The sequence below is a fragment of the Pseudochrobactrum asaccharolyticum genome, assembly GCF_003314995.1.
GTDB lineage: Bacteria > Pseudomonadota > Alphaproteobacteria > Rhizobiales > Rhizobiaceae > Pseudochrobactrum > Pseudochrobactrum asaccharolyticum.
The window spans coordinates 718,434-744,884 of the sequence record NZ_QNRH01000002.1 but is presented as its reverse complement, the minus strand read 5'-3'; the positions used below and the strand labels follow the sequence as shown (position 1 = coordinate 744,884).

Below are 26,451 nucleotides of genomic sequence, written 5' to 3'. Positions count from 1 at the left end.
TTTCCATACAGAGACAACAGACCAGTAACTTAAAACGGGACCGGAAGAATTTCCGGTATGGCCGGTATAAGGAGACGGAGTGGATACTCCGGCAAGGACAATGGCACGGCAAGAAGAAGCCAATGACGTTTTCGCCCTGACCTCGTTTCTCTATGGCGGCAATGCCGACTATATTGAGGAGCTCTATGCTGCATATGAAACCGATCCGAATTCGGTTAATGCAGAATGGCGTGATTTTTTCGCAAATCTCGGTGACAACCGGCAGGATGTGCTTGAAAATGCCCGCGGTGCATCCTGGGAAAAGAGCAACTGGCCTGTTACGCCAAAAGATGAGCTGACCAATGCTCTCGACGGCAACTGGGCAGAAGTTGAAAAGCACATCTCGGACAAGCTGAAAGGCAAAGGCGGTAAAGCTGCTGTTGCTGCACCGGCTCTGACCGAAGCAGAAATTACACAGGCAGCACGCGACAGCGTTCGCGCGATCATGATGATCCGCGCTTACCGCATGCGTGGTCACCTGCATGCCAATCTTGATCCACTCGGTCTTTCCGAAAAGCCGAATGATCATAACGAACTGGCACCGGAAAATTACGGTTTCACACCGGCAGATTTTGACCGCAAAATCTTCATCGACAACGTGCTCGGCCTCGAATATGCGACCGTTCGCGAAATGCTCGATATTCTCAAGCGCACCTATTGCTCGACAATCGGCTTTGAATTCATGCACATTTCTGATCCGGCTGAAAAAGCCTGGCTTCAGGAGCGCATCGAAGGCGCCAATAAGAGCATTGCTTTCACACCGGAAGGTAAGAAAGCCATCATGTCCAAACTGATCGAAGCTGAAGGCTTTGAACAGTTTATCGACGTGAAATACAAAGGCACCAAGCGTTTTGGTCTCGATGGCGGTGAAGCACTGATCCCTGCTCTTGAACAGATCGTCAAACGCGGCGGTTCCATGGGCGTTAAAGAAATCATCTTCGGTATGGCTCACCGTGGCCGTCTGAACGTGCTTTCGCAGGTTATGGGTAAACCACACCGCGCAATTTTCCACGAGTTCAAAGGCGGCTCCTATGCGCCGGATGACGTGGAAGGTTCGGGCGACGTTAAATACCATCTGGGCGCATCTTCGGATCGCGAATTCGATGGTAATTCGGTTCACCTGTCACTGACAGCAAACCCTTCGCATCTCGAAATCGTCAATCCGGTTGTTATGGGTAAAGCCCGCGCCAAGCAGGATCTGCTGGCAGGCCGCACCCGTGATGAAATCGTGCCACTGACTGAACGCGCTAAAGTCATGCCGCTGCTGCTGCATGGTGATGCGGCATTTGCCGGTCAGGGCGTTGTTGCGGAATGTCTTGGTCTGTCGGGTCTGCGCGGTCACCGCGTTGCCGGTACAGTTCACTTCATCATCAATAACCAGATCGGTTTCACCACCAATCCGGCCTTCTCCCGTTCTTCGCCATATCCATCGGATGTAGCGAAAATGATTGAAGCTCCGATTTTCCACGTGAATGGTGACGATCCGGAAGCTGTCGTATTCGCTGCGAAAGTTGCAACCGAATTCCGTCAGACTTTCCATAAGCCGGTTGTTGTAGACATGTTCTGCTACCGCCGCTTTGGTCACAACGAAGGCGACGAGCCTGCGTTCACACAGCCTTTGATGTACAAAGAAATTCGCAAGCACAAAACCACTGTACAGCTCTACAGTGACAAGCTGATTGGCGAAGGTCTTTTGACACAGGCTGACATCGACCAGATGAAAGCTGAATGGCGCGATAAGCTGGAAACAGAATTCGAAGCCGGTCAGAACTACAAGCCGAACAAAGCCGACTGGCTGGACGGTGCTTGGGCAGGTCTGCGCACAGCTGACAATGCTGATGAACAGCGTCGCGGTAAAACCGGCGTACCGGCGAAGACACTCAAGGAAATCGGTAAAAAACTATCCGAAACTCCTGAAGGCTTCAACGTACACCGTACCATTCAGCGCTTCCTCGACAATCGCTCGAAGATGATCGACAGCGGTGAAGGCATTGACTGGGCAACGGCTGAATCGCTGGCATTCGGTTCCCTTTCTCTGGAAGGTCATCCGATCCGTTTCTCCGGTCAGGACGTGGAACGCGGTACATTCTCGCAGCGCCACACTGTTCTTTACGATCAGGAAAATCAGAGCCGCTATATCCCGCTGAATAATCTTCAAAAGGGTCAGGCGATCTACGAAGCTATCAACTCGATGCTTTCTGAAGAAGCTGTGCTTGGCTACGAATATGGTTACTCGCTGACCGACCCGCGTGCATTGGTACTGTGGGAAGCTCAGTTCGGTGATTTCGCCAACGGTGCTCAGGTTGTTTTCGACCAGTTCATCTCTTCGGGTGAGCGCAAATGGCTGCGTATGTCCGGTCTCGTTTGCCTTCTGCCGCACGGCTATGAAGGTCAGGGTCCTGAGCATTCGTCAGCACGTCTGGAACGTTATCTGCAGCTTTGCGCGGAAGATAACATGCAGGTTGCCAACGTTACGACACCGGCAAACTACTTCCACATTCTGCGCCGTCAGATGAAACGCGACTTCCGTAAGCCGCTGATCATGATGACACCGAAGTCCTTGCTGCGTCACAAGCGTGCAATTTCTTCTTTGAGCGAACTGTCCGGAGACAGCACGTTCCACCGTCTGCTGTGGGATGATGCACAATATCTCAAGGATCAGCCGATCAAGCTGCAGAAAGATGCCAAGATCCGTCGCGTCGTTCTCTGCTCCGGTAAAGTCTATTACGACCTTTACGAAGAGCGCGAAAAACGCGGTATCGACGATATCTACCTGCTGCGCGTTGAACAGCTTTATCCGTTCCCGGCAAAAGCTCTCATCAACGAACTGTCCCGCTTCCGCGGTGCAGAAATCGTCTGGTGTCAGGAAGAGCCGAAGAATATGGGCGCATGGTCGTTCATCGAGCCTTATCTGGAGTGGGTTCTGGCGCATATTGATGCAAAATATCCGCGTGCCCGCTATGCCGGCCGTCCGGCTGCTGCATCGCCTGCAACAGGTCTGATGTCCAAGCATCTTGAACAGCTCGCAGCCTTCCTCGAAGATGCGCTCGGTTCTTAAAATTTAATTTTCTGACCCGCTGATTATCGTCAGCGGGTCAACTGAATTTCGAAGCGCATCAGCGCTGTTTCATTTGACAAGATTAAGATCCAGGGAAGATAAAACCATGGCCACCGAAATCCGCGTTCCCACCCTTGGGGAATCCGTTACAGAGGCAACCATCGGCAAATGGCTCAAAAAAGTTGGCGATGCGATCGTTGCTGACGAACCATTGGTTGAGCTGGAAACCGACAAAGTTTCTATTGAAGTTCCGGCTCCAGTTTCCGGCGTTCTGACAGAAATCACCGCTCAGGAAGGTGACAATGTTGGTCTTGATGCTCTGCTCGGTCAGATCGATGCATCGGGTGCAGCGAGCGCCCCTCAAGCCAAACCTGTTGCTGCTGCGCCAGCCGCTGCACCTGTAGCCGCTGCTGCTCCTGCTGCAACCGCTTCTTCCATACCAGCCGCAGCTTCTTCTTCCATGCCTGCGGCGCCGGCAGCTGCCAAGCTGATGGCTGAAGCCGGTCTGAACAATGATCAGGTTGACGGTTCCGGCAAACGTGGTCAGGTTCTCAAAGGCGATGTTCTTGCAGCTCTTGCAAAAGGCACAACACCGGCAGCCGCCGCACCTGCTGCTGCCGCTCGTCCGGCGTCGCCTGCCAGCGATGCACCACGCGAAGAACGCGTGAAAATGACCCGTCTGCGTCAGACCATTGCACGTCGTCTGAAAGATGCTCAGAACACTGCAGCAATGCTGACCACCTATAACGAAGTCGACATGTCGGCTGTTATGGATCTGCGTTCGCGCTACAAAGACATCTTCGAGAAAAAGCACGGCGTTAAGCTCGGCTTCATGGGTTTCTTCACCAAAGCTGTAACCCATGCTCTGAAAGAAATTCCTGCTGTTAATGCCGAAATCGACGGCACAGACATCATCTACAAGAACTTTGCGCATGTCGGCGTTGCAGTCGGTACTGACAAGGGCCTCGTGGTTCCTGTTGTTCGTGATGCTGACCAGATGTCGATTGCGGAAATCGAAAAAGAAATCGGTCGTCTCGGCCGTGCAGCCCGTGACGGTCAGCTTTCCATGGCTGATATGCAGGGCGGCACCTTCACCATCTCCAACGGTGGTGTATACGGTTCCCTGATGTCTTCCCCGATCCTGAACGCACCGCAGTCCGGTATTCTCGGCATGCACAAAATTCAGGAACGTCCGGTTGTTGTCGGCGGTCAGATCGTTATCCGTCCAATGATGTATCTGGCTCTGTCCTACGATCACCGTATCGTTGACGGCAAAGAAGCTGTTACCTTCCTCGTTCGCGTGAAGGACAGCCTGGAAGATCCGGAACGTCTGGTTCTCGACCTGTAATAAACTGACAAGGAGCGCTGTTTTTAAAACAGCGCTCTTTTCATCTGCATAATTTCTGAGCCATCCGGCTCTCTCTTTTTATAATGCACATTTTGATTGTGAAAACTGTCTGATGGTTTTCGGGATGTGCGCCAAAATCACGGAGCCTTTCATGCAGTATGTGATCGAATTTACCGGTCTGATGGCGGTATTCGTGATCCTGCTCGTTGCGCCCGGTGCGGATTTCGCACTGATTGTGCGCCAGAGCATTGTGCATGGCCGCCGTGCAGCCTTTATTACCAGTCTGGGCATCGGCGCATCGTTGATGTTCCACATCTCCTATACGATCCTCGGCATCGGCCTGATCGTTTCCCAATCCCTGTTTTTGTTCTCGCTGATTAAATGGGCCGGTGCTGCCTATTTGTTTTATCTTGGCATCAAGGCGCTGCGCGAAAAACCGCTCAATGCAGCCGATGCAGAGAAAATCATTCAGACAGACGGCGAAGCAGCAAAACCACAGCAAATGGCAATTTCCGCAAAGCGTTGCTTCACGATGGGCTTCATCACCAATGCGCTGAACCCGAAAGCCGTTTTGTTCTTTCTTTCCCTGTTCTCATCCCTTGTCAGCCATGAAACACCAGCTGCCATACAGGGCATTTATGGCTTGTTGATCGCCATCGTCGTGATCGGCTGGTTTGCGATTGTAACGCTGTTCTTCACGCTGGAACCGGTGCGTAAACGCTTTTTTGCTTTGGGCGCATGGTTTAATCGTGTGACCGGTATGGTATTTATCGGCCTGGGCATTAAGCTTGCGAGCCAACAAGCCCATTAAAACAACACATTGTGCTTCAGGCCAATGGTGTAAATCAGACTTTTAAAGCCCGGTGAGGGAACAATGCTTATCAGAACAGTCATTTTGAAAAAGACTTTTGCCTGTCTCGCAAGCTGCACAATTCTGCTGACTGCAACAGCGGTTGCTTCGGCAGCCTGTATGCAGAACCGCGCCAGCTATTCTGACAAGAACCAGAATTATACGCTGACTTTCAGCCCTGTACAAAAAGAGGATGAGCAGTCCGCTAACAGTTTTACGATCATTGCCAATGAAAAACCTGAATTTAAATTACAGGGTACCGTGCAATGGACAGAGGGCGCAACGCGTCCCACAGCCATGATCACTTATAATTGTGCGGGTGATGATGCTGCTGAAGATGAAATTGATGACTGCACGATCTGGCAGGGCGTAGTATATGCCCTTAAAGATGGCGCAGATGCAGAGTTTCTGCCCCGCAATGACGAACCGGCTGCAGCTGCTATTCTTCTGCCGGATTTTGTCAGCATGCTGGACAGCTATGATTTTGGTGAGGTCAAACCAGCCGAGCCGCTGAACTGGGATGTGTTTCGTTTTAAAGCCTGCACACCCGAAGAATAAAAGTTAGCCTCTCCCTCATGCAGAAATCCCCTGCCTGAGCGGACTTAAAAAGAGTTAAAAGGATAAAGCAATGTCTTACGATGTCGTAGTCATCGGTACCGGCCCTGGCGGCTATGTTGCAGCAATCAAAGCTGCACAGCTCGGTCTGAAAGTGGCAGTTGTTGAAAAGCGCAGCACTTTTGGCGGTACCTGCCTCAATGTCGGCTGTATTCCTTCGAAAGCATTGCTGCACGCTTCGGAAGTTTTTGCTGAAGCCGGTCATTCCTTTGACGCACTCGGCGTTGAAGTTAGCGCGCCAAAGCTGAACCTCGAGAAAATGCAGGGTCATAAAGTTGCGACTGTAAAAGCCAACACCACAGGCGTTGAATTCCTGTTCAAAAAGAACAAGATCGAAGCTTTCACCGGTTTTGGTAAAGTTGTTGCTGCAGGCAAAGTGTCGGTTACAGCTGAAGATGGTTCTGTCAAAGAACTCGAAACCAAAAACATCATCATCGCTACCGGTTCTGATGTTGCCGGTATTCCAGGTGTTCAGGTTGATATTGATGAGAAAATCATCGTTTCTTCAACCGGTGCACTGGAATTCACCAAAGTGCCTGAGAACATGATTGTTGTCGGCGGCGGTGTTATCGGTCTGGAACTCGGTTCCGTATGGTCGCGTCTGGGCTCAAAAGTGACTGTTGTTGAATATCTCGACAAAATTCTCGGCGGCATGGACGGCGAAGTTTCCAAGCAGTTCCAGCGTATGCTGGCCAAACAAGGCATGGATTTCAAACTCAGCGCCAAAGTGACTGCTGTTGAAAAATCCGGCACTGGCGCCAAGGTTACTTTCGAACCTGTTAAGGGCGGCGATGCTGTTACCCTTGAAGCCGATGCTGTGCTGATCTCAACCGGTCGTCGTCCTTACACAGATGGTCTGGGTCTGGCGGAAGCCGGTGTTGCTCTTGATGAACGCGGCCGCGTTGCGATCAACGATCATTGGCAGACCAATGTTGCCGGCATTTATGCAATCGGCGACGTGGTAAAAGGCCCGATGCTTGCGCATAAAGCGGAAGATGAAGGCGTTGCGGTTGCAGAAATCATCGCCGGCCAGAAAGGCCACGTCAATTTTGATGTGATCCCGAGCGTTGTTTACACCCAGCCGGAAGTCGCTTCTGTTGGTAAAACTGAAGAAGAACTGAAAGCTGCCGGTATTGAATATAAAGTCGGCAAATTCCCGTTCACAGCCAATGGCCGTGCACGTGCAATGCAGCACACAGACGGTTTTGTGAAAATTCTGGCTGATAAAGCAACCGACAAAGTTCTCGGCGCACATATCCTCGGCTACAATGCCGGTGAAATGATCCACGAACTGACCGTTCTGATGGAGTTTGGCGGTTCTTCCGAAGATCTGGCTCGTACCTGCCACGCACATCCGACCATGTCGGAAGCTGTTCGTGAATCGGCAATGGCCACTTACGACAAGCCGATTCATATGTAATTGGTCATATGTAATCTGCGAATTACACAAAATACGAGGCCCGGTTTTACCGGGCCTTTTCTTTTTCAGATCGAATTTGGTTAGGCTTTATTGAGAATATCAGGGCACAATAGGCTCACGCACCATGAAAAATGAAAGCACTGCTGCCTTTATGCCGACCCTCACCCGACTGATCATTCTGCTGGCTGTTATCGCCGCCTGTATTTACGGGCTGATGCTGGTTCTTGTTAAAACTGTTAGTCCGGTGACTTCAGAGATTACGGTTCGTGTGCCTGCGCATAAAATGCTGCAACAACCGCGCGACACAGGTCCTGTCAGCCCTGCGCCGATACCATCGCCCTATACAGACGGAGAGCCGGAGGCTGAAGATGCAGAATAATTACGCGACAGAAGCTGCAATCGACTCATTTCTGGAAATGATGAGTGCAGAACGCGGTGCCGCTGAAAATACGCTGGAATCCTATCGCCGTGATCTGGAAACAGCAGCACAATTTTTGGCAGATCGCAAAATTAGACTGCTTACAGCCTCATCTGCAGATATTAAAGCCTGCCTTGATGACATGAATATTCAGGGCTTCGCCTCCACGTCACAGGCACGCCGCCTTTCTTCACTGCGCCAGTTCTATCGCTTTCTCTATACAGAAGGCATGCGCACAGATGATCCGACAGGCATCATTGATGCGCCGAAGAAAAAGCAGGCTTTGCCAAAAATCATGAGCGAAGACACGGTTTCAAAGCTGCTGGCACAGGCTGAAGCGGAAGCCGATCTTAAACTCTCGGCACAAGAAGATATGAGCGGCTATTTCAACGCCGTGCGCCTCCATGCGCTTCTGGAGCTGCTCTATGCCACTGGTATGCGTGTCACCGAGCTTGTAGGCCTTCCTGAGAAAACCATCCGCAGCAATCAGCGCTTTCTGCTGGTGCGCGGTAAAGGTGCCAAAGAACGCATGGTGCCGCTATCTGTAAAAGCGCAAAATGTCCTGCAGGTTTACGTCAGTTTACGCGACAGGGTACCTGAATGGCAGAATAGCCCTTGGCTGTTTCCTGCCCGCTCGGAAACTGGATTTCTGGCACGTCAGATCTTTGCCCGCGATTTGAAGTCCCTTGCCGCCCGTGCGGGAATTTCAGCCGCTGCCGTTTCTCCCCATGTGCTGCGTCATGCTTTTGCCAGCCATCTTTTGCAAAATGGTGCAGATTTGCGTGCAGTTCAGCAATTATTGGGCCATTCGGACATTTCTACGACACAAATTTATACCCATGTGCTGGAAGAAAGGCTTCATCAGCTTGTTGCAACGCATCATCCGCTTGCCGATTGACGCTATGAAGTTTAAGAGAAACATATTCGGCAGATAGAAATTTCTGCCAGACAATCTATATAAGAAGAATGAAACCGTCTGAAGGGCCTTTTGGTCTGGCGGATTTAAAGCAGCAAAGGCAAAAGCGGAAACCGCTGTCCGGCGCTGCACCAAAAAAAGATAGATCAGTTTTTCTAATTATGAAATTAGGAAAACTGATTTAGTCTCCGGAGCGTAATAGTCAGGTCATATGTATAATTACCTTGATTTTGAAAAACCCGTCGCAGATCTCGATGGTCAGATTCTCGAATTGAAAAAACTGGCGCAGGAAAGCGGCAGCGTTGAGATGAGTGACGAGATACGGCGGCTTGAAAAGCGCTCTAGCGATGCGCTCAAAGATATTTATCGTAAGCTTACACCTTGGCAGAAGGTTCAGATCGCCCGCCATCCGGATCGCCCGCATTGCCTGGATTATGTAAATCAGCTGTTTACAGAATTCACACCGCTGGCCGGTGACCGCAATTTTGCGGAAGATCAGGCTATTCAGGCTGGCTTTGCCCGCTTTAATGGTCAAGCTGTTGCTATTCTCGGACAGGAAAAAGGTAACGATACCAAGACCCGTCTGAAGCATAATTTCGGTTCCCCGCGTCCGGAAGGCTATCGTAAAGCCATCCGCATCATGGAACTGGCAGACCGTTTCAAACTGCCGCTTATTACATTCGTAGATACAGCCGGTGCCTATCCGGGTGTGAGTGCGGAAGAGCGCGGTCAGGCAGAAGCTATTGCCCGCTCATTAGAAATGAGCCTGAAACTGCGCGTTCCGGTTATCACTGTTGTGATTGGTGAAGGCGGTTCGGGTGGTGCGATTGCGATCGCCGTCGCCAACCGCGTTTATATGCTGGAACATGCAATTTATTCGGTGATTTCGCCGGAAGGTGCAGCGTCCATTCTGTGGCGTGATTCGACCCGTGCGAAAGATGCAGCCACCAATATGCGTATTACTGCGCAGGATTTGCTTGAGCTGAAAATCATCGACAATATTATTCCTGAGCCTCTGGGTGGCGCCCATCGCGGCAAAAACGCGATTATTGATGCTGCCGGTGATGTCATTGCTACAGCACTGAAATCACTTGAAGGTATTGACGGTGAAACCCTCAAACAGGAACGCCGTCAGAAATATCTGGCAATGGGTCGTAATCTCTGATTACCGGCACTTGTTTGACTGTTTAAGATACAGGCCGCGCTATCAGCGCGGCCTTTGTCTTTTCGGCTCTATAGTCAAAACCGGCGTTCTGTTGTAAATATTGTCCTGACCCAAGTTTATAACACTTTATCAATCATACTGACCGATAATGCGGGACAAACTGATTGCGGCTAAAAATTTGCCTTTTTGCTATTTCAGGATATTTTGGTCTAACTCTTACGTATTTCTGCCGGTGAACCTTATGAAACTCAGAACTGCAATTTTTGCTTCACTGATCGCAACCGTCGCTCTTGCCGGTTGTCAGGGCTCTGTTTTTGATGGTGTTGAAGCCAAGGCTGAACGTGAGCTGCCTTCCAAAGTTCTAGCTAAAATCAAAGCCAAGGGCATGAACAAAACCTCGCCGGTTATGGCGCGTATCTTCAAGGAAGAAGGCGTGCTGGAGGTCTGGAAGCAGAAAACCAATGGTCGTTATGACATGGTTGCCTCCTATGAAATCTGCAAATGGTCGGGCAAGCTGGGTCCAAAATTTGTTGAAGGTGACCGTCAGGCGCCGGAAGGTTTCTATTCAGTTTCTGCCGCGCAGATGAACCCGAACTCGCAATATTATCTGTCTTTCAATCTCGGCTTTCCGAATGCCTATGACCGTGCACATGGCCGCACCGGTCAGCATCTGATGGTTCATGGTGCCTGCTCATCAGCCGGTTGTTATTCCATGACAGATGAAAGCATGTCCGAGATTTATGCTTTCGGTCGTGATGCCTTTAAAGGCGGCCAGCGCGATTTTCAGGTTCAGGCTTTCCCGTTCCGTATGACCGCAGCGAATATGGCACGCTATAAGAGCGATCCGAATTATGAATTCTGGATCATGCTGAAAGAAGGCTATGACCAGTTTGAAATTACCAAAGTGCCGCCAAAAGTTGATGTTTGCGGCAAGCGCTACGTCTTTAACCAGAATTTCCCGGGACAGCAGGGAATTTCGGCTTCTGCCGCCTGCCCGCCAATGTCTCAGCCGGATTCAATCCAGTCTGCCTATTCCAGCTATCAGAAGACCTATGATGCAGCTTTCTCGACTGCTTTAAACAAGTCGTCCAAGAAAAATCTTGCACCATCAATTATGGGAATTCAGGAAGCGAAGCTGGTCTCTGACTGGAGTGCACGTCGTGCACGTGGTGAGAAAGTATCACGCACACCGCCATCACTGAGCCCTGCATCGTCAGAAACACCGGGTGCACCGGATACAGCAGCACCGACCGCGATTGCGCAGACCCCTGCTCCGGCAACGACAACTGTTGCAACAACAGCTCCGGTTGCAGCCCAGCCGGAACTTGACCAGAATGTAACTGCGTCGCTGCCGGTACCTGCAAGCAACCCTGTTGCTGCTGAAACGACACCTCAGGCACTGCCGGTTGTACCGTCACCGGAGAAGAAATCTCTCTGGAACAGAATGACCGGTCAATAATGATCACGTCTGAAACGGCAATATTTTACGATTTTAAGGGGCTGCAATGCCCCTTACCTGTTTTGAAAACCCGTAAAAAACTACAAGATTTACAAGCCGGTGCTGTGATCAGAATTGAAACCACTGATCCGCTTTCACCGCTTGATATTGCCCATTTTTGCCAATCCGAAGGGCACACTCTGCTGGAGCAGCAGAGCGAAGGGCGCATCTTTCATTTTCTGATACAAAAAGGCTAGAGCTATCAGCTCTTCATAGAAAAGCCCGGTATTGCCAGCGGATTATCAGTCAGTGCCTGAGCATCCGCCTGATCAATGCGCGGCTTGCCTAAAAACGCATCGAACAGATCGCGTATATAGGTCTCATCCAGATCTTTGGTAATCAGAACCAGACGCGTCTGATATTTGCTGTCCTGCAGTTCCTGCGGCCAGCTTTTCAGGCGTACCGGCGGATGCAAAATCTGCTGAACACCATGGATAATCAGCGGGCGCTCAGGATCTTCAGCAACAGCAATAATGCCCTTCATACGCAGCAATTTATCGCCATGGGTCGAGCGCAGCAAATCCAGAAACATCTCAATCGCCGAAAACGGTACCGGCGCATCATGCTTCAGTGAGAAAGAGCGGATCGCAGTATCATGGTGATGATGGTAGTGATGTCCATGATCATCATGATGATGCCCCGAACAACCGGCGCCGTGAACTTCACAAATATGATCATCGTGATGATCATCATAGCTGTCGGCTTTCAGCCAGTTCTGCACATCCGGTGTTTTACCGGCCGGATTATACAGGCCGCAATCAAACAGAGATGCGTAACCAATCTCGTCAGCCACTACATCATAAATTTCCGCAGCCGGATTGATCGCTCTGATCCGTGCTTTCAAAGCAGTAAGCTGCTCTGCATCCGCAAGATCAGATTTGGTGATGGTAATCCGGTCGGCAACAGCAACCTGTTTAACAGCTTCAATATGCGCATGGAGTGTTGCCATACCATTCACAGCGTCAACGGCAGTAATCACACCATCCAGCTTCAGAACCTGCATCAGCACCGGATGCCCCATCAGCGCCTGTAAGACCGGTACCGGATCAGCCAGACCTGTTGTCTCAATCACAATACGCTGAAGTTCATTGATCTTGCCCATCTGCACGCGCTCAATCAAATCCGCCAGCGTATCGACCAGCTCACCGCGGACGGTGCAGCACAGACAACCATCCGCCAGCTGGATCACTCCGTCAGCAGCCTGTTCAACAAGCAGATGGTCAATGCTCACATCACCAAATTCATTGATGATGACTGCGGTGTCCTGCAGAGCAGGATCTTTCAGCAGCCGGTTGAGCAAGGTCGTTTTTCCTGCACCCAGAAAACCTGTAAGCACAGAAACGCTGATTGGTTTGAAAGACATGTCAGGCCTTTAAAGTATTTCCGGTAAAATTACGAAACGTCACTATAAAGAAATCAGCCCGTTGGGCTGATTTCTATTCTCTCTGCGATACGCCCAATAAATATTCTGACCCGCTCAATTCACTGCAGTTGTCATATTTCCGCGCATAGGTCGCTGCAACGGGATCGGTACCTGTGAAATATGCAGAGCATTGCCTGCTTTCACATCCGGCGCTTTCGCAATCAGACCGACCGGCACAGCCACAGGCTCACGGGTCATTGCTGTGATATAAGGTGAATTAATTTTCAGACGACCTTCAACATCGCGGCCATCCCAACGGTCAGACATCGCTTCCTGACTGCAAATCTGCGCACGCAAATCTGTGACCTGATTATTATTGCTGCCGTAAGGCGCAAGGCTTGCCAGTGTAGCACCGCCACCACCACGGGTGGAGAAACCGCTTTGCAACAGTTCCGCAGCCTGTACGGTACGGTCTTCCTGTCTGGATGCACCCAGCACAATAGCAACAATGGTGCGGCCATTACGGGTTGCTGATCCGGCCAGATTAAATCCGGAGGCGCAGATGAAACCGGTTTTCATACCGTCCGCACCATTAAAGCGGCCGAGCAGAATATTGTAATTCGCCTGAACTTTTTTGCCCTCACCCGGATCAATCGCTTCAGTATTGAAGTAATGGGCATATTCAGGAAACTCACGACGCAACTGTGCAGCCAGCAAAGCCATATCACGAGCAGTCGTGTAGTTGTTCGGATCCGGCAGACCATGCGGGTTAGAAAAATTGGAACCGAACATACCGATGCGCTTTGCCTCGGCATTCATCATTTTTGCAAATCCGGCTTTGCTGCCGCCAACAGATTCCGCCACCGCGACGGATACGTCATTGGCAGATTTCACCATCATAATTTTCAGAGCGCTGTCGAGTGTCATCACCGAACCGGCTTTATAGCCCATCTTGCTCGGTGGCTCTTTCGTTGCAGCAACAGACATACGCACCGGCGATTCCAGCGTTTTCTGACCAGAGCGCAAAGCGCGAAAAACCACATAGGCTGACATCATCTTGGTAAGCGATGCCGGATACCAGCGCTTAAAAGCTTCATTATGTGCCAGCACCTGCCCCGATGCCACATCGACAGACATATAAGGATTGGCCTCTGCCGCCGACATGCTTTGAGAAACAGCAAGGCATGACACAGTCATAGCCAGAACAGATTGTTTTAAAATACGCGGGATCATGGGATGACCACCTTTCAAGGCGAAATATTCAATAGACAGATATCCGGATTTCATGCGCTCTATCCGCAGACCGATAACTGCTTCAATTCAGCAGTTCTTCAATCGGGATAAAAAGGCAAAAATCCGGCAGTCAGAAAAAATGCCTTCACATTTTTACTCGGTTGCACTTTTCTACCTCAGTCCGGACATAAAAGGCAAAGACGGATTGGCGAAATTTTATAAAACACATTATGTTATCTGAGAGCGTTGTGTTTTACCCACACTGCCTCAAACTAGAAACAGTCGCAATTGCATAATTCCCGTAGCAAAAAAGCCATCGGGGTTACGTTATCCACACACAGTGCCCCGGAGGAGAGGCACACAGGTTCGGAGAACAGAAATGCCGCTTTTAGACCGCGCCGCTCAATTAAAACAGGAAGTAAGCCTGTGGCGCAGACATTTACACAGCAAGCCGGAACTACTCTATGATGTTCATGAAACTGCGGCATTTGTTGAAGAAAAGCTTCGCGAATTTGGTTGTGATCAGATTGTGACCGGTATTGGCCGCACCGGCGTTGTCGGTGTGATTAAGGGGAAAAAAGGTGCAGGTCAGGCCATTGGTCTGCGCGCCGATATGGACGCGCTGCCGCTGACAGAAACAGGCACACCGGAATGGGTTTCTCAAAATCCGGGCAAAGCACATTCCTGTGGCCATGACGGTCACACATCCATGTTGCTGGGCGCTGCAAAAATTCTCTGCGAGACTCGCGATTTCTATGGTGAGGTTATCGTCATTTTCCAGCCTGCCGAAGAAGGTGGCGCCGGTGGTCTGGCCATGGTCAAAGACGGCCTGATGGAGCGCTTCAATATTATTGAAGTTTACGGCATGCATAATATGCCGGGTATCACAGTCGGTGAGCTGGCAGTTTGCAAAGGCCCGATTATGGCCGCGACCGATGAGTTCACAATCACCATCAATGGTAAAGGCGGCCATGCTGCCCAGCCGCATCGCAATATTGATCCGATCGTTATCGGCTCGCAGCTGGTTACTGCTTTGCAGAGCATTGTTTCACGTGGATCAAACCCGCTGGATTCACTGGTCGTCTCGGTGACCAAATTCAATGCCGGTGAAGCTTATAACATCATTCCGGAAAAAGCAGTTCTCGCAGGAACAGTGCGCAGCCTGACAAAACACAGCCGTGCTTTTGCCGAGCAGCGTATGCGTGCGCATTGTGAAGCCTTTGGTCTGCTTAATAATATCAAGATCGATCTCGATTTTAAAAACAACTATCCGGTGACATTCAACCATTCCGGTCAGACGGATATCGCTGCTGATGTCGCTGACAAAGTCAGCATCAATGGCCCGATCACCCGTGAAGTTGAACCGATGATGGGCGGAGAAGATTTCTCCTATATGCTCGAAACCCGTCCGGGTTGCTATATTTTCCTCGGTAATGGTGAGAGCGCAAACCTGCATCATCCGGCCTATGACTTCAATGATGATGCCTTGCCATATGGCATGAGCTACTGGGTTGAGTTGGCACAATATCGTCTTAAAGATGCGCAGCTTACACCGGCTGAGAAAATCGCAGCCTGATCTCAGACTGCAAATTAAACAGGTTACTGTTGAGCGAAGAGGCATAATCCCCTCTTCGCTTTTTTATTTCATTGGCGACTATTCCGGCATTTTCTGCCCTGCCTGCCCTTGGCTTACAGTCAAAAAATCAGTATGTGTACAAGACACTATCCGGTCCCGTAGCTCAGTAGGATAGAGCGCAAGATTCCTAATCTTGAGGCCACTGGTTCGAATCCAGTCGGGATCACCACCTCTCCCTTCACTGCCTGAGGCAACTTGTATGTGCCGTGTGAAAACCTAAGTAAGAATGAGACATTCTTATTTCGGGCTTAATACAGGTGAATTGTGGTCATGGCAGATTATTCAGAAGCGGCATCCCCATCCAATAATCTGCGCATGGCCTATAAAACCGATATTGTCATTATCGGAGCCGGACAGGCCGGTTTATCCTCTGCCTATCATCTGCAAAAATCCGGACTGAAAGCGGGAAGCAATTTTCTTCTTCTGGATAAGTCGCCCAATGCGGGAGGAGCATGGCAATATCGCTGGCCTTCTCTCACTCTCAGTACCGTCAACCGGATTCATGATCTTCCGGGCATGTCTTTCTCTGATGTGCTGGAACCGGAAATATCCGAGGTCAAAGCGTCGGTGGCTGTACCGCAATATTACGCAGCCTATGAAAAGAAGTTTCAGCTGCCGGTTTACCGGCCAGTAAATGTTAGTGTCGTTTGTGAGCGCAATGACCGCTTTCGTATAGAAACTGATCGCGAGACTTTTACTGCACGCGGCATTATCAACGCGACCGGCACCTGGGAGACACCCGTCATCCCACATTATACCGGCGCTGAACTTTTCAAAGGGCAGCAGCTTCACACCCGCGATTATCAAACAGCCGAAGTGTTTTCAGGCAAGCATATCATTATTGTCGGCGGTGGCATTTCCGCTTTGCAGCTGCTTGATGAAATATCTCAGGTTACAACAACAACATGGGTAACCCGCACTGAACCGCAATTTCGTGAAACGCCTTTTACCGAAGAAGACGGCCGTGCTGCTGTTGCCATTGTTGAAGATCGTGTCCGTCGCGGGCTGGTTCCCGGCTCTGTTGTTTCCGTTACCGGTATTCCCCTCACCCCTGCTTTGCGAGCAGCCCGTGAACGCGGCGCACTCAACCGCCTGCCTATGTTCAGCGAAATAACGGAGACCGGCATCCGCTGGGCTGACGGTACGGAAAAAAGAGCCGATGTGATTTTATGGTGTACCGGCTTTCGCAGTTCCCTTGATCATCTGGCACCATTGCAAATCCGTGAAGCTAATGGTGGTATTGTTATGGGCGGCAGACTGGCAACGCAGGTCATGAAAGACCCGCGTATTCATCTCGTCGGTTATGGTCCTTCTGCTTCGACAATCGGTGCCAATCGCGCCGGTGCAGCTGCCGCAAAAGAACTGAGTGCATATCTCAATCTCAGCTAGGTCCACACCCATGTCCAGGTTTATGATAAAAGTTTTGATGGTTGATGTTGATGGTGTTCTCATTAACGGACGCCCTTGGGACGGAAAGCACTGGTCAACGGATTTAGAGACGGATCTTGGCCTGTCGCCTTCCCTGTTCCATGAAAGATTTTTCACACCATATTGGGATAAAATTGTCACCGGAAAACTGGATATTCTTTCAGCCCTCAAACCGGTGCTTTCAGATTTATCACCCTACCTCACCCCAGAGGAATTCATCGCCTATTGGTTTAAGAATGATGCCCGCCTGAATACGGAGCTGATAGAGTCTCTGGAATTTTATCGCTCTGCTGGTGTGCGGATTTATCTTGCGACCAATCAGGAGCATTTGCGTGCTGAATATATTACGCAGACACTAAAACTAGGTAAGCTTGTCGATGCTGTTTATTATTCCGCAGCACTCGGGGTTAAAAAACTGGATCATGCATTTTTCGAAAAGGTCACTAACCTTTCCAAGCTACGACCAGAAGAGATCATTCTGATTGATGACACCCTTGCCAATATCATTGCTGCCAAAGAGTGCGGTTGGCATGCAATTCACTGGACGAAAGAGAGCGACCTAGCATCTGAATTGGCACAGTTCTGATTTCCAGAATTTATAAATTTCACAAACACCACATTAAGATTTTGCTAACCACGATGATTCACGTGAAACAATTATGCTTTTGTTGCCACGACCGGACTCAGAATAGCATTAAAATGCTTCGCACCACGCTAAGCCATATGATGCGCGTTGACCTCTCTTCGAGAACTGATTATTCGTTTTGATCGGGACGCGGAACAGAGGGAGATTTTCATGCGTACACTTATTATGGCCTTGCTCTCAACAGCAGCTATGGCCACCACTATGATTGCTGGTCCGGCAAATGCAAAAGATGTCAGCGTTGCGGTAACAGCAATTGTTGAACACCCTGCTCTTGATGCCGCCCGTGACGGTGTAAAAGATGCTCTGGCTGCTGCCGGTTATAAAGAAGGTGAAAATCTGAAATTCACCTATCAGTCAGCTCAGGGCAATCCTGCAACGGCTGCTCAGATCGCACGTCAGTTCATCGGTGAAGCACCGGATGTGATCGTTCCGATCTCCACACCTTCTGCTCAGGCTGTTGTTTCCGGCACCCGCGATATTCCGGTTGTCTTCACAGCAGTGTCTGATCCGGTTGGCGCACAGCTGGTTAAAAGCATGGAAAAGCCAGGCGGCAATGTTACCGGCCTGTCCGATCTTTCTCCGGTTGCTGATCACGTCAAGCTGATCAAAGAAGTTGCACCAAATGTAAAGACCATCGGTTTCCTTTATAATTCCGGTGAAGCCAATTCGATCTCTCTTCTTGAAGGCCTGAAAGTTGCCGCTAAAGAAGGTGGTCTGGAAGTGGTTGAATCCGCAGCGACCAAATCCGCTGAAGTTCAGGGCGCCGCCCGTGCGCTGATCGGCAAAGCAGACCTGATTTATATTCCGACCGACAACACCATTATCTCTGCGCTTGAAGGTGCAGTCAGCGTTGCAGAAGAAGCTAAAATTCCTCTGATGACTGCCGACACAGATTCCGTCAGCCGCGGTGCTTTCATTGCTCTCGGTTTCAACTATTACGATGTTGGCAAACAGACCGGTGAAGTTGTTGTCCGTATTCTGAAGGGCGAAAAGCCAGGTGACATTCCGGTGAATGTTGCTGCCGGTACCGATCTGGTCGTCAATCTGGTTGCAGCTAAGAAAATGGGTATTGAAATCCCTCAGGCTGTTGTCGATCGCGCCAGCAAAGTCATCAAAGAATAATCTGCATTCAAACCGGTAAAGCAGCTTTACCGGTTTTTCATCATCCGGATATTCGGCAGAAATTTAAATCTGAATATCCGGACACTTTCCTTTGTGTCTTTTATATGCGGCACTGATGCCGTGAAACGACACTCAGATATCAACAGGCAGGCTGCCCCGTAATTTCAAATCGTCAAAACAGAACCTCTGTGAATGATGTGTTTGAAAGTGCCGGCCGTCTGCACAAGCCGAAGGAACATTATTTTGAGTCTGATCGCTTTTTGGGGCGCGGTCGAATTAGGTCTGGTCTTTTCATTTGTAGCTCTCGGCGTTTATCTGTCATTCCGTGTGCTGGATTTTCCTGACCTGACTGTAGATGGTTCCTTTCCGCTCGGCGCAGCTGTTACTGCTGTTCTTATTCTTGCCGGTGTTAATCCTTGGCTCGCTGCACTGATTGCCATGATGGCCGGTGCTGTTGCCGGACTGGTCACCGCGACTTTGAATCTCCGTTTTGGCATTCTTAATCTGCTGGCCTCCATTCTCACCATGACTGCACTTTTCTCAGTCAATCTGCGTGTGATGGGCAAGCCGAATGTCGCTCTGATTAATCAGGATACAATGATCTCACCTTTTTACGGGTTGGGTGTTCCTGAATATTATGTACGTCCGCTTTTTGTTGGCGTGCTTGTTATTATCGCCGCCCTGCTCGTCTGGCGCTTTCTGGAAAGCAATATCGGTCTTGCCATGCGTGCAACCGGTACCAATGCGCGTATGGCGCGTGCACAGGGCGTGAAGACTGATCGCCAGATTTATCTGGGCATGGCTATGTCCAATGCTCTGGTTGCTCTGGGCGGTGCATTATTTGCGCAGACAAACGGCTTTGCTGATGTCACCTCCGGTGTTGGTACAATTGTTGTCGGTCTTGCCGCTGTGATTATTGGTGAAACACTGTTCCGCACGCGCTTCCTGCTCTGGGCACTGGCCGGCTGTATCATCGGTTCCATTCTTTATCGTATTGCCATTCAGCTGGCTCTTGGCAGTGATTTTATTGGGCTGAAAGCTTCCGATCTTAATCTTGCAACAGCTGTACTGGTCACACTGGCACTGGTTCTGCCACGCCTGCGTCGCGGAGGTGCATCCAAATGATTGAAGTTTCAAATCTTGGTGTTGTCTTCGGTCGCGGAACACCACTGCAAAAACAGGCTCTGTCCGGTATCAATCTGAAGATTGAAGAAGGCACATTTGTTACGGTGATCGGCTCCAATGGTGCAGGCAAATCTACTTTGCTTGGAGCGCTGGCCGGTGACGTTCAGGCATCTGAAGGCAAAATCCTCATCGGCAATAAAGATGTCACCAGACAGTCCACTGCTGACCGTGCATCCATGGTTGCCCGTGTCTTTCAGGATCCGCTGACAGGCAGCTGTGGTGCATTGACGATTGAAGAGAACCTTGCCCTCGCTGCCATGCGCGGCAAAAAACGCGGCCTCTCCCATGCGCTCAATCATAAGCGCCGTGAGCTGTTTCGTGAGCGTATTGCAGGTCTTAATCTTGGTCTGGAAAACCGTGTGCAGGATCGTATGGATCTGCTTTCCGGCGGCCAGCGTCAGGCACTGTCTCTGATCATGGCAACCCTGACAGATTCAGAAGTGCTACTGCTCGATGAACATACCGCCGCGCTTGATCCGGGCATGGCAGATTTCATCATGAAGCTCACAGCCAAACTGGTCAGCGAAAACAAGCTGACAACGATGATGGTTACCCACTCCATGCAGCAGGCGCTTGATTACGGCACACGTACAATCATGCTGCACGGTGGCAATATCATTCTCGATGTTTCCGGCGATGAACGTAAGAACCTAACCGTCAAAGACCTGATTGATATGTTCAAAAAGGTACGTGGCGAAACATTGGATGACGATGCTCTGCTGATCCAATAAATAGTTGTGTCATATGAAACTTTAAATGCCGCGCTCATCCCGCGGCATTTTTATTTGAAAACACAAACACTGATTTCCCTTTCACTGCCTTTGTTGTAAGCAGACTTATGGCACAGAAAAAAGCACATGAAGTTGATGGGTTTCTCGCGCGTCCGGCACAAACCGGAACGGTCATACTGATCTATGGACCTGACAAAGGCCTGGTCAGTGAGCGCGGTGCTAAATATGCAAAGCTTACCGGCCTGCCTCTGGATGATCCTTTCGCGGTCTTACGCATTGAAGCGGATGAGATTGACAAAGACCCTGCCCGCCTGATGGATGAGGCCCGAACAATTTCAATGTTTGGCGGCGATCGTCTGATCTGGATTAAAAATGCTTCAGCGCAAAAAAGTCTGGCCGAGGCTGTTAAACTGCTGATCTCAGAGCCGCCTCAGGATACCTATATTCTGATTGAGGCAGGTGACCTGAAAAAGGGTGCCGGCCTGCGCACCAATGTCGAAAATGGTGCAATCGGCATGGCACTTCCCTGCTATACGGATGATGCCCGTGGCATTGACGGACTGATTGACGATGTCTTGCAAGCCAATCATTTACAAATTTCCAATGATGCTCGCCAGTTTTTACGCTTGAGCCTTGGCGGGGATCGTCTCGCAACACGCGGTGAACTTGAAAAGCTCTGCCTCTATGCGCGTGGTCAGCAGCGTATTGAACTTGAAGATGTGCGGGAATCTGTGGGTGATGTGGCAGCACTCTCTCAGGATGAAGTGATTGATGCTGTGCTGATCGGTGATTTGCCAAAATTCAACACTGCCTTTGACCGTGTCGTAAATACCGGCACACATCCTTTTCTGCTGGTGAATAGTGCTATGCGCCAGTTCAGCCAGTTGCAAACTCTGCGATATGCTATGGAAACAGGAAATGTACCGGCAGGCCTTGTCGTTAATTCAGCAAAACCACCGATATTCTTTGCTCGCAAAAAACTCGTCGAGACAGCATTAGGGCTGTGGAGTGTCGCAGCCATTAACCGCGTGACAGACAGACTTCAGCGCACCGTTCTGGAAAGTCGCCAGAATTCAGCGCTTTCCACTGCAATTATCAGACAGACTTTTATTGCTCTCACTGTAGAGGCAATCCGTAATAAACAGCGCCGTTAAAACTTCAACGGCACTGGTTTCAGCATTCCATTTATGATTTTTGATAATAAAAAGCCGGTACAAAGACCGGCTTTTATTGATTTTAATATATCAGCTTTGCAAGCGACGGCAGATTTCATCCAATTGTTCAAGAGAACTATAACGGATACGAACTTCACCACCGCGATCACGATGATTAATTTCAACTTTCATACCGGTTACATCAGACAGTAATTTTTCGAGTGCGCGTGTATCCGCATCTTTTTCTACAGGAACACGTTCCGGTTTAACCGCCGGAATGCCCTTGCTTTCAGCCTGAGATAAAGCCTCTACCTGACGAACAGACAGCCCTTCTTTAACAATACGCTCGGCAACAGCATGGGGATTTTCCATTGTAATCAACGTACGTGCATGACCGGCAGTCAAAGCGCCATCATTGATCAATCCCTGCACTTCCGGCGGAAGTTTCAGAAGGCGTAATGTATTAGCGACATGGCTACGGCTTTTACCGATAACCTGTGCCAGATCAGCTTGCGTATAGTCATGATCATCAATCAGAAGCTGGTAACCCATTGCTTCTTCTACAGGATTCAGATCAGCACGCTGAACGTTTTCAATAATCGCCAGTTCAAGAGCAACACGATCATCCACATCACGCAGAATAACCGGAATCTCGGTCAGACCTGCGCGCTGTGCTGCACGCCAGCGGCGTTCACCGGCGATCAGTTCAAAATGTTCACGATTTTCAGGTGCCGGACGAACAACAATCGGCTGTACAATACCATGCTCGCGAATAGATTGTGCCAGATCTTCGAGTTCAGCCTCTGTAAAAATACGACGCGGGTTACGCGGGTTACGGCTTACAAATTCAATAGGCACATAACGTTCAAGCGGAACCGGTGCCTTACGTTCTTCCACAGGCCGGTCGATATCCCCAATCAGAGCTGCCAGACCGCGACCAAGACGCTTTTTTGAAGGATCATCGTTCATCAGTTGAATGCTTTCTGCAAATTGTTACGTATTCGAATCGAATATTCATTTTTTATGCTGCGGAGCGAAGCTGGCGTTCCCGCTGGATCACTTCAGAAGCCAGCTGAAGATATGCCTGACTTCCTGCACATTTCAGATCATACAAAATGGCCGGCTTACCATGAGATGGCGCTTCTGAAACCCGAACGTTACGGGGAATAACCGTGCGATAAACTTTTTCGCCCATAAATGCGCGCACATCATCAACAACCTGATTGGCCAGATTGTTACGGCTGTCATACATGGTCAGCACAACACCCTGAATTGTAAGATCAGGATTCAGCGAATTGCGAACCTGATTAACAGTTTCCAGCAACTGGCTAAGACCTTCCAGTGCAAAGAATTCGCATTGCAATGGTACCAAAACAGAGTCAGCAGCAGCCATAGCATTCAGTGTCAAAAGATTAAGTGATGGCGGACAATCAATCAAAATATAGCTGAAATGATCCGCTATCCCTGAATCAAAGCGTAACGCATCACGCAAACGTCTGGTTCTGTCAGGTGCATTGGAAATTTCCATTTCAATACCGAGCAAATCCAGCGTCGAAGCAATCAAATAAAGATTTGGTACATCTGTTGCAATTGCCGCATCCGGAACTGATGCTCCCTGCGTCAACACATCGTAAGACGATAGCGGGCGATTTTGACGATCAACACCCAGTCCAGTACTGGCATTGCCCTGCGGATCGAGATCAACAATCAATACATTTTCACCGATTGCAGCCAAAGCAGTCGCCAGATTAATAGCGGTCGTAGTCTTCCCTACGCCGCCTTTCTGGTTCGCGATTGTTATAATCCGTGTTCTGTTATTCATAATAATTGTCCCGAATAACTTCTGTTTCCAAGCATGACTGAATGAAAAACATTCAGCGCCGCTGTAAATTGCTGATTTCAAGAATGACAGAATCTGCTTCTATCGCGCTTTCATGCCGTATCAGATCGAACTTCCAATTTATCAGGCTTTCATCCACTTCACGCTGATAGTCCCGCCCTTTTGAAACAAGGCTTTAGCACCGTTTGTCATCCATGGCTCTGTCAGCTCAAAGAGTTTATCAAGCGAAGCCAATGCTCTGGCTGTGATGATTTCAGGAACCTGAATGAGGTCATAACAGCTTTCAATTCTTGCATTTACCACCTGCCCCGGAGCCTGAAATTGTGCCAGAGCATTTCGTAGAAATGCCGATTTTTTACCATTGCTTTCAACCAGTCGAATTGTCCCCCCAGTTTGTTTCAGCATAACAGCCAAAACAATACCTGGAAAACCACCACCAGATCCCAAATCAAGCCACTGTTTTGCCTGTGGCGCTAATTTGAAAACCTGAACACTATCCAGAATATGCCGTTCCCAAAGTGTCTCAAGCGTATTTGGCGAAGCCAGATTGATTGCTTTAGACCACTTTTTAAACAGAGTTTCAAAGCCAATCAGATCATCTGCTGTTTCACGTGAAACAGATGGGTATATCTGTTTCAGTGAATCAAAATATTTATCTTTTGTCATGCTGGTTTTGCCAAATCACCCGAAATATCCTGTGCAATACCATGTCTGCGGATATGTGTTATCAATAATGCGATCGCAGCCGGAGTCATTCCTTCAATTCTTTGCGCTTCGGCAATATTTGAAGGATTACGTTTTTCAAGCTTTTGCTTCAGTTCAAGTGACAAACCGGAAATTCCAGAAAACTGAATTGATTGCGGAATAATCAATTGTTCTTCCCGCTCCATCACAGCAATATCTGCCGTCTGACGATCAAGATACACTGAATATTGCGCTTCAATTTCCAAAGCTTCTTTTGTAGCCGAGGATAAATCAGAAAGTTCAGGCCAAATGCCGGTAAGACGTTCCAGATCAATATCCGGATAAGAAAGAAGATCATAAAGAGAGCGACGAATGCCATCTTTGTTCAAGTTCAGCCCATGTGCTGCTGCTGCATTAGGCGTAATAGAAAGCGTCTGTGCAAGGTCTCTTGCTTTATCCAGCTCCTGCTTTCTTTCATTAAAACGCACCTGCCGTGCCGGACCAATCAGCCCCCAGTTTTCACCAAGCGGCGTCAGACGAGTATCTGCATTATCAGCACGAAGGGAAAGCCTGAACTCTGCGCGAGACGTAAACATACGATAAGGTTCACTGACACCACGAGATGTCAGGTCATCAATCATCACACCTATATAGGCTTCTGTACGCTGAAGAATAACCGGTTCACTACCACCAGCATGTCTGGAAGCATTCAAGCCAGCCAGCAAACCTTGCGCACCAGCCTCTTCATAACCGGTCGTACCATTAATTTGACCAGCCAGGAATAGTCCTTTAACACGACGCGTTTCAAGGCTGCGCTGCAACTCGCGCGGATCAATAAAATCATACTCAATAGCATAACCCGGCTGCAGCATCTTGGCATGCTCTAAACCTGGTATAGTTTTGAGAATATCGATCTGAACATCTTCCGGCAAGCTGGTCGAAATACCATTCGGATAAACGGTATCATCATCAAGACCTTCCGGCTCAAGAAAAATCTGATGGCCGTCACGATCACCGAATTTTACAATTTTATCTTCAATAGATGGGCAGTAGCGCGGACCTATGCCTTCAATATTCCCTGAATACATTGCTGAACGATGTATATTATCACGGATTAATTGATGAGTAGCGTCTGTTGTACGCGTAATACCGCAATCAATCTGCGGCACTGTGATCTTATCCGTCATCATAGAAAACGGAACCGGATATTCATCAGCAGATTGTTTGTCCAGACTTGCCCAGTCAATAGTTTTACCATCAATACGGCAAGGCGTGCCGGTCTTTAAGCGCCCTAAACCAAAACCTAAACCAATCAAACGCTCAGACAAGCCAAGAGCTGGTTTTTCGCCCATGCGTCCAGCAGGGATTGTTTTATCACCAATATGGATCAAGCCATTGAGAAATGTTCCGCTCGTCAAAACAACAGAAGCACAATTGATAATGGTGCCATCCATAAGTTGAACAGCTTTAACTGAACCATTTTTAACAATTATATCCGCTGCCCCGCCTTCAACAACCGTCAAATTGCTTTGCTCTTTGATAAAGCTCTGAATGGCCAGGCGGTATAATTTACGATCTGCCTGCGTACGCGGACCGCGTACTGCTGGTCCCTTTCGACGATTTAATAAACGAAATTGAATTCCGGCCTGATCGGCAGCCTTGCCCATCAAACCATCAAGGGCATCAATTTCACGAACAAGCTGTCCCTTCCCTAATCCGCCAATAGCAGGATTACAGGACATAACACCAATCGTATCAAAATGGTGTGTTACTAAAGCAGTTTTAGCGCCTGTTCTTGCTGATGCAGCGGCAGCTTCGGTGCCAGCATGTCCACCACCAATAACAATGACGTCATAAAAACCTGTCATAATCATATCCAAAACTTGTTTGGTTTCACGTGAATCATCATTCTCATGTTCTCTCTGAAAAGGGAACACATAACTAGAGCATTTCACCATCAAGTTATTTTAACTGGGTACTTATAATGATGTAAGCAGCTATCGTTTTTCGTGAGCGCGGTACTAAAATATTTTACGCACTCACTCAAACTATTAATACTAATTTCAGAGACGGGAATCTATTGACTCAGAATAACTCTCTTG

General features: G+C 49.3%; 22 protein-coding genes, 1 tRNA gene and 1 pseudogene. 18 read left to right on the top strand and 6 right to left on the bottom strand.

Going from position 1 to position 26,451, the window contains the following annotated elements; genetic code table 11:
- Nucleotides 1-100: 100 nt before the first annotated feature.
- The 10 genes from DFR47_RS07920 to DFR47_RS07875 all read left to right on the top strand — a co-directional run bounded on the left by DFR47_RS07920 (nucleotide 101) and on the right by DFR47_RS07875 (nucleotide 11,524).
- Complete coding sequence (locus tag DFR47_RS07920; RefSeq protein ID WP_113943806.1) at nucleotides 101-3,097, top strand: 2-oxoglutarate dehydrogenase E1 component; 2,997 nt, start codon at nucleotides 101-103, stop codon at nucleotides 3,095-3,097.
- 106 nt (nucleotides 3,098-3,203) lie between these two features.
- Complete coding sequence (gene odhB / locus DFR47_RS07915) at nucleotides 3,204-4,445, top strand: 2-oxoglutarate dehydrogenase complex dihydrolipoyllysine-residue succinyltransferase (protein ID WP_113943805.1); 1,242 nt, start codon at nucleotides 3,204-3,206, stop codon at nucleotides 4,443-4,445.
- Between the two features lie 151 nt (nucleotides 4,446-4,596).
- The gene (locus tag DFR47_RS07910) at nucleotides 4,597-5,256 is read left to right on the top strand and encodes a LysE family translocator (RefSeq protein ID WP_113943999.1); all 660 of its coding nucleotides are present in this window, start codon (nucleotides 4,597-4,599) and stop codon (nucleotides 5,254-5,256) included.
- Between the two features lie 69 nt (nucleotides 5,257-5,325).
- Nucleotides 5,326-5,853 carry a hypothetical protein gene (locus DFR47_RS07905; RefSeq protein ID WP_374788355.1) on the top strand — a complete coding sequence of 176 codons (528 nt, stop codon included), beginning with the start codon at nucleotides 5,326-5,328 and terminating at the stop codon, nucleotides 5,851-5,853.
- 70 nt (nucleotides 5,854-5,923) lie between these two features.
- Nucleotides 5,924-7,330: a dihydrolipoyl dehydrogenase gene (gene lpdA / locus DFR47_RS07900; protein ID WP_113943803.1), complete on the top strand. Its 1,407-nt coding sequence runs from the start codon at nucleotides 5,924-5,926 to the stop codon at nucleotides 7,328-7,330.
- Nucleotides 7,331-7,454: 124 nt separating this feature from the next.
- Nucleotides 7,455-7,709, top strand: coding sequence for a hypothetical protein (locus DFR47_RS21990; RefSeq protein ID WP_210207271.1), 255 nt, complete (start codon nucleotides 7,455-7,457; stop codon nucleotides 7,707-7,709).
- On the top strand, nucleotides 7,699-8,646 hold the full coding sequence (xerD, locus tag DFR47_RS07890) for a site-specific tyrosine recombinase XerD (protein WP_113943802.1): 948 nt from the start codon (nucleotides 7,699-7,701) through the stop codon (nucleotides 8,644-8,646). The genes DFR47_RS21990 and xerD overlap by 11 nt, the downstream gene beginning before the upstream one ends.
- A 229-nt stretch (nucleotides 8,647-8,875) precedes the next feature.
- Nucleotides 8,876-9,829 carry an acetyl-CoA carboxylase carboxyltransferase subunit alpha gene (locus DFR47_RS07885; protein WP_113943801.1) on the top strand — a complete coding sequence of 318 codons (954 nt, stop codon included), beginning with the start codon at nucleotides 8,876-8,878 and terminating at the stop codon, nucleotides 9,827-9,829.
- Between the two features lie 241 nt (nucleotides 9,830-10,070).
- Nucleotides 10,071-11,288, top strand: coding sequence for a L,D-transpeptidase family protein (locus tag DFR47_RS07880; RefSeq protein WP_113943800.1), 1,218 nt, complete (start codon nucleotides 10,071-10,073; stop codon nucleotides 11,286-11,288).
- Complete coding sequence (locus DFR47_RS07875; RefSeq protein ID WP_113943799.1) at nucleotides 11,288-11,524, top strand: sulfurtransferase TusA family protein; 237 nt, start codon at nucleotides 11,288-11,290, stop codon at nucleotides 11,522-11,524. The genes DFR47_RS07880 and DFR47_RS07875 overlap by 1 nt, the downstream gene beginning before the upstream one ends.
- 5 nt (nucleotides 11,525-11,529) lie before the next feature.
- Here the strand turns inward: DFR47_RS07875 and DFR47_RS07870 are convergent, their stop codons facing one another.
- The gene (locus DFR47_RS07870) at nucleotides 11,530-12,690 is read right to left on the bottom strand and encodes a CobW family GTP-binding protein (RefSeq protein WP_113943798.1); all 1,161 of its coding nucleotides are present in this window, start codon (nucleotides 12,688-12,690) and stop codon (nucleotides 11,530-11,532) included.
- Nucleotides 12,691-12,804: 114 nt separating this feature from the next.
- Nucleotides 12,805-13,887, bottom strand: coding sequence for a D-alanyl-D-alanine carboxypeptidase family protein (locus DFR47_RS07865; protein WP_374788354.1), 1,083 nt, complete (start codon nucleotides 13,885-13,887; stop codon nucleotides 12,805-12,807).
- 415 nt (nucleotides 13,888-14,302) lie between these two features.
- Between DFR47_RS07865 and DFR47_RS07855 the strand changes: the two genes are divergently transcribed.
- The 8 genes from DFR47_RS07855 to holA all read left to right on the top strand — a co-directional run bounded on the left by DFR47_RS07855 (nucleotide 14,303) and on the right by holA (nucleotide 21,825).
- Entirely contained in the window at nucleotides 14,303-15,499 is a 1,197-nt protein-coding gene (locus tag DFR47_RS07855) for a M20 aminoacylase family protein (protein WP_113943796.1), read from the top strand.
- Nucleotides 15,500-15,651: 152 nt separating this feature from the next.
- Nucleotides 15,652-15,728: transfer RNA gene (locus tag DFR47_RS07850), tRNA-Arg, on the top strand.
- 101 nt (nucleotides 15,729-15,829) lie between these two features.
- A complete protein-coding gene (locus DFR47_RS07845) occupies nucleotides 15,830-16,948 on the top strand; it encodes an NAD(P)-binding domain-containing protein (RefSeq protein WP_210207270.1) in 1,119 nt (372 codons plus the stop codon).
- Nucleotides 16,926-17,573, top strand: a complete 648-nt coding sequence (locus tag DFR47_RS07840; RefSeq protein ID WP_245416481.1) for an HAD-IA family hydrolase — start codon at nucleotides 16,926-16,928, stop codon at nucleotides 17,571-17,573. The genes DFR47_RS07845 and DFR47_RS07840 overlap by 23 nt, the downstream gene beginning before the upstream one ends.
- 225 nt (nucleotides 17,574-17,798) lie before the next feature.
- Nucleotides 17,799-18,755 (top strand): ABC transporter substrate-binding protein, encoded by a 957-nt coding sequence (locus DFR47_RS07835; RefSeq protein WP_374788353.1) that lies wholly within the window; start codon nucleotides 17,799-17,801, stop codon nucleotides 18,753-18,755.
- 243 nt (nucleotides 18,756-18,998) lie between these two features.
- Entirely contained in the window at nucleotides 18,999-19,880 is an 882-nt protein-coding gene (locus DFR47_RS07830) for an ABC transporter permease (RefSeq protein ID WP_113943793.1), read from the top strand.
- Nucleotides 19,877-20,671, top strand: coding sequence for an ABC transporter ATP-binding protein (locus tag DFR47_RS07825; RefSeq protein ID WP_113943792.1), 795 nt, complete (start codon nucleotides 19,877-19,879; stop codon nucleotides 20,669-20,671). Before DFR47_RS07830 ends, DFR47_RS07825 begins: the two co-directional genes overlap by 4 nt.
- Nucleotides 20,672-20,778: 107 nt before the next feature.
- On the top strand, nucleotides 20,779-21,825 hold the full coding sequence (gene holA / locus DFR47_RS07820) for a DNA polymerase III subunit delta (protein WP_113943791.1): 1,047 nt from the start codon (nucleotides 20,779-20,781) through the stop codon (nucleotides 21,823-21,825).
- A 90-nt stretch (nucleotides 21,826-21,915) separates the two neighbouring features.
- Here the strand turns inward: holA and DFR47_RS07815 are convergent, their stop codons facing one another.
- From DFR47_RS07815 to mnmG, 4 genes and pseudogenes are all read right to left on the bottom strand, one after another.
- Entirely contained in the window at nucleotides 21,916-22,794 is an 879-nt protein-coding gene (locus DFR47_RS07815; RefSeq protein ID WP_113943790.1) for a ParB/RepB/Spo0J family partition protein, read from the bottom strand.
- Between the two features lie 52 nt (nucleotides 22,795-22,846).
- A complete protein-coding gene (locus DFR47_RS07810) occupies nucleotides 22,847-23,647 on the bottom strand; it encodes a ParA family protein (RefSeq protein ID WP_113943789.1) in 801 nt (266 codons plus the stop codon).
- Nucleotides 23,648-23,699: 52 nt separating this feature from the next.
- Nucleotides 23,700-24,331 (bottom strand): annotated as a pseudogene (rsmG, locus tag DFR47_RS07805) (16S rRNA (guanine(527)-N(7))-methyltransferase RsmG).
- Nucleotides 24,328-26,223, bottom strand: a complete 1,896-nt coding sequence (gene mnmG, locus DFR47_RS07800) for a tRNA uridine-5-carboxymethylaminomethyl(34) synthesis enzyme MnmG (protein ID WP_113943996.1) — start codon at nucleotides 26,221-26,223, stop codon at nucleotides 24,328-24,330. The pseudogene rsmG and the gene mnmG overlap by 4 nt, the downstream one beginning before the upstream one ends.
- Nucleotides 26,224-26,451: the final 228 nt, after the last annotated feature.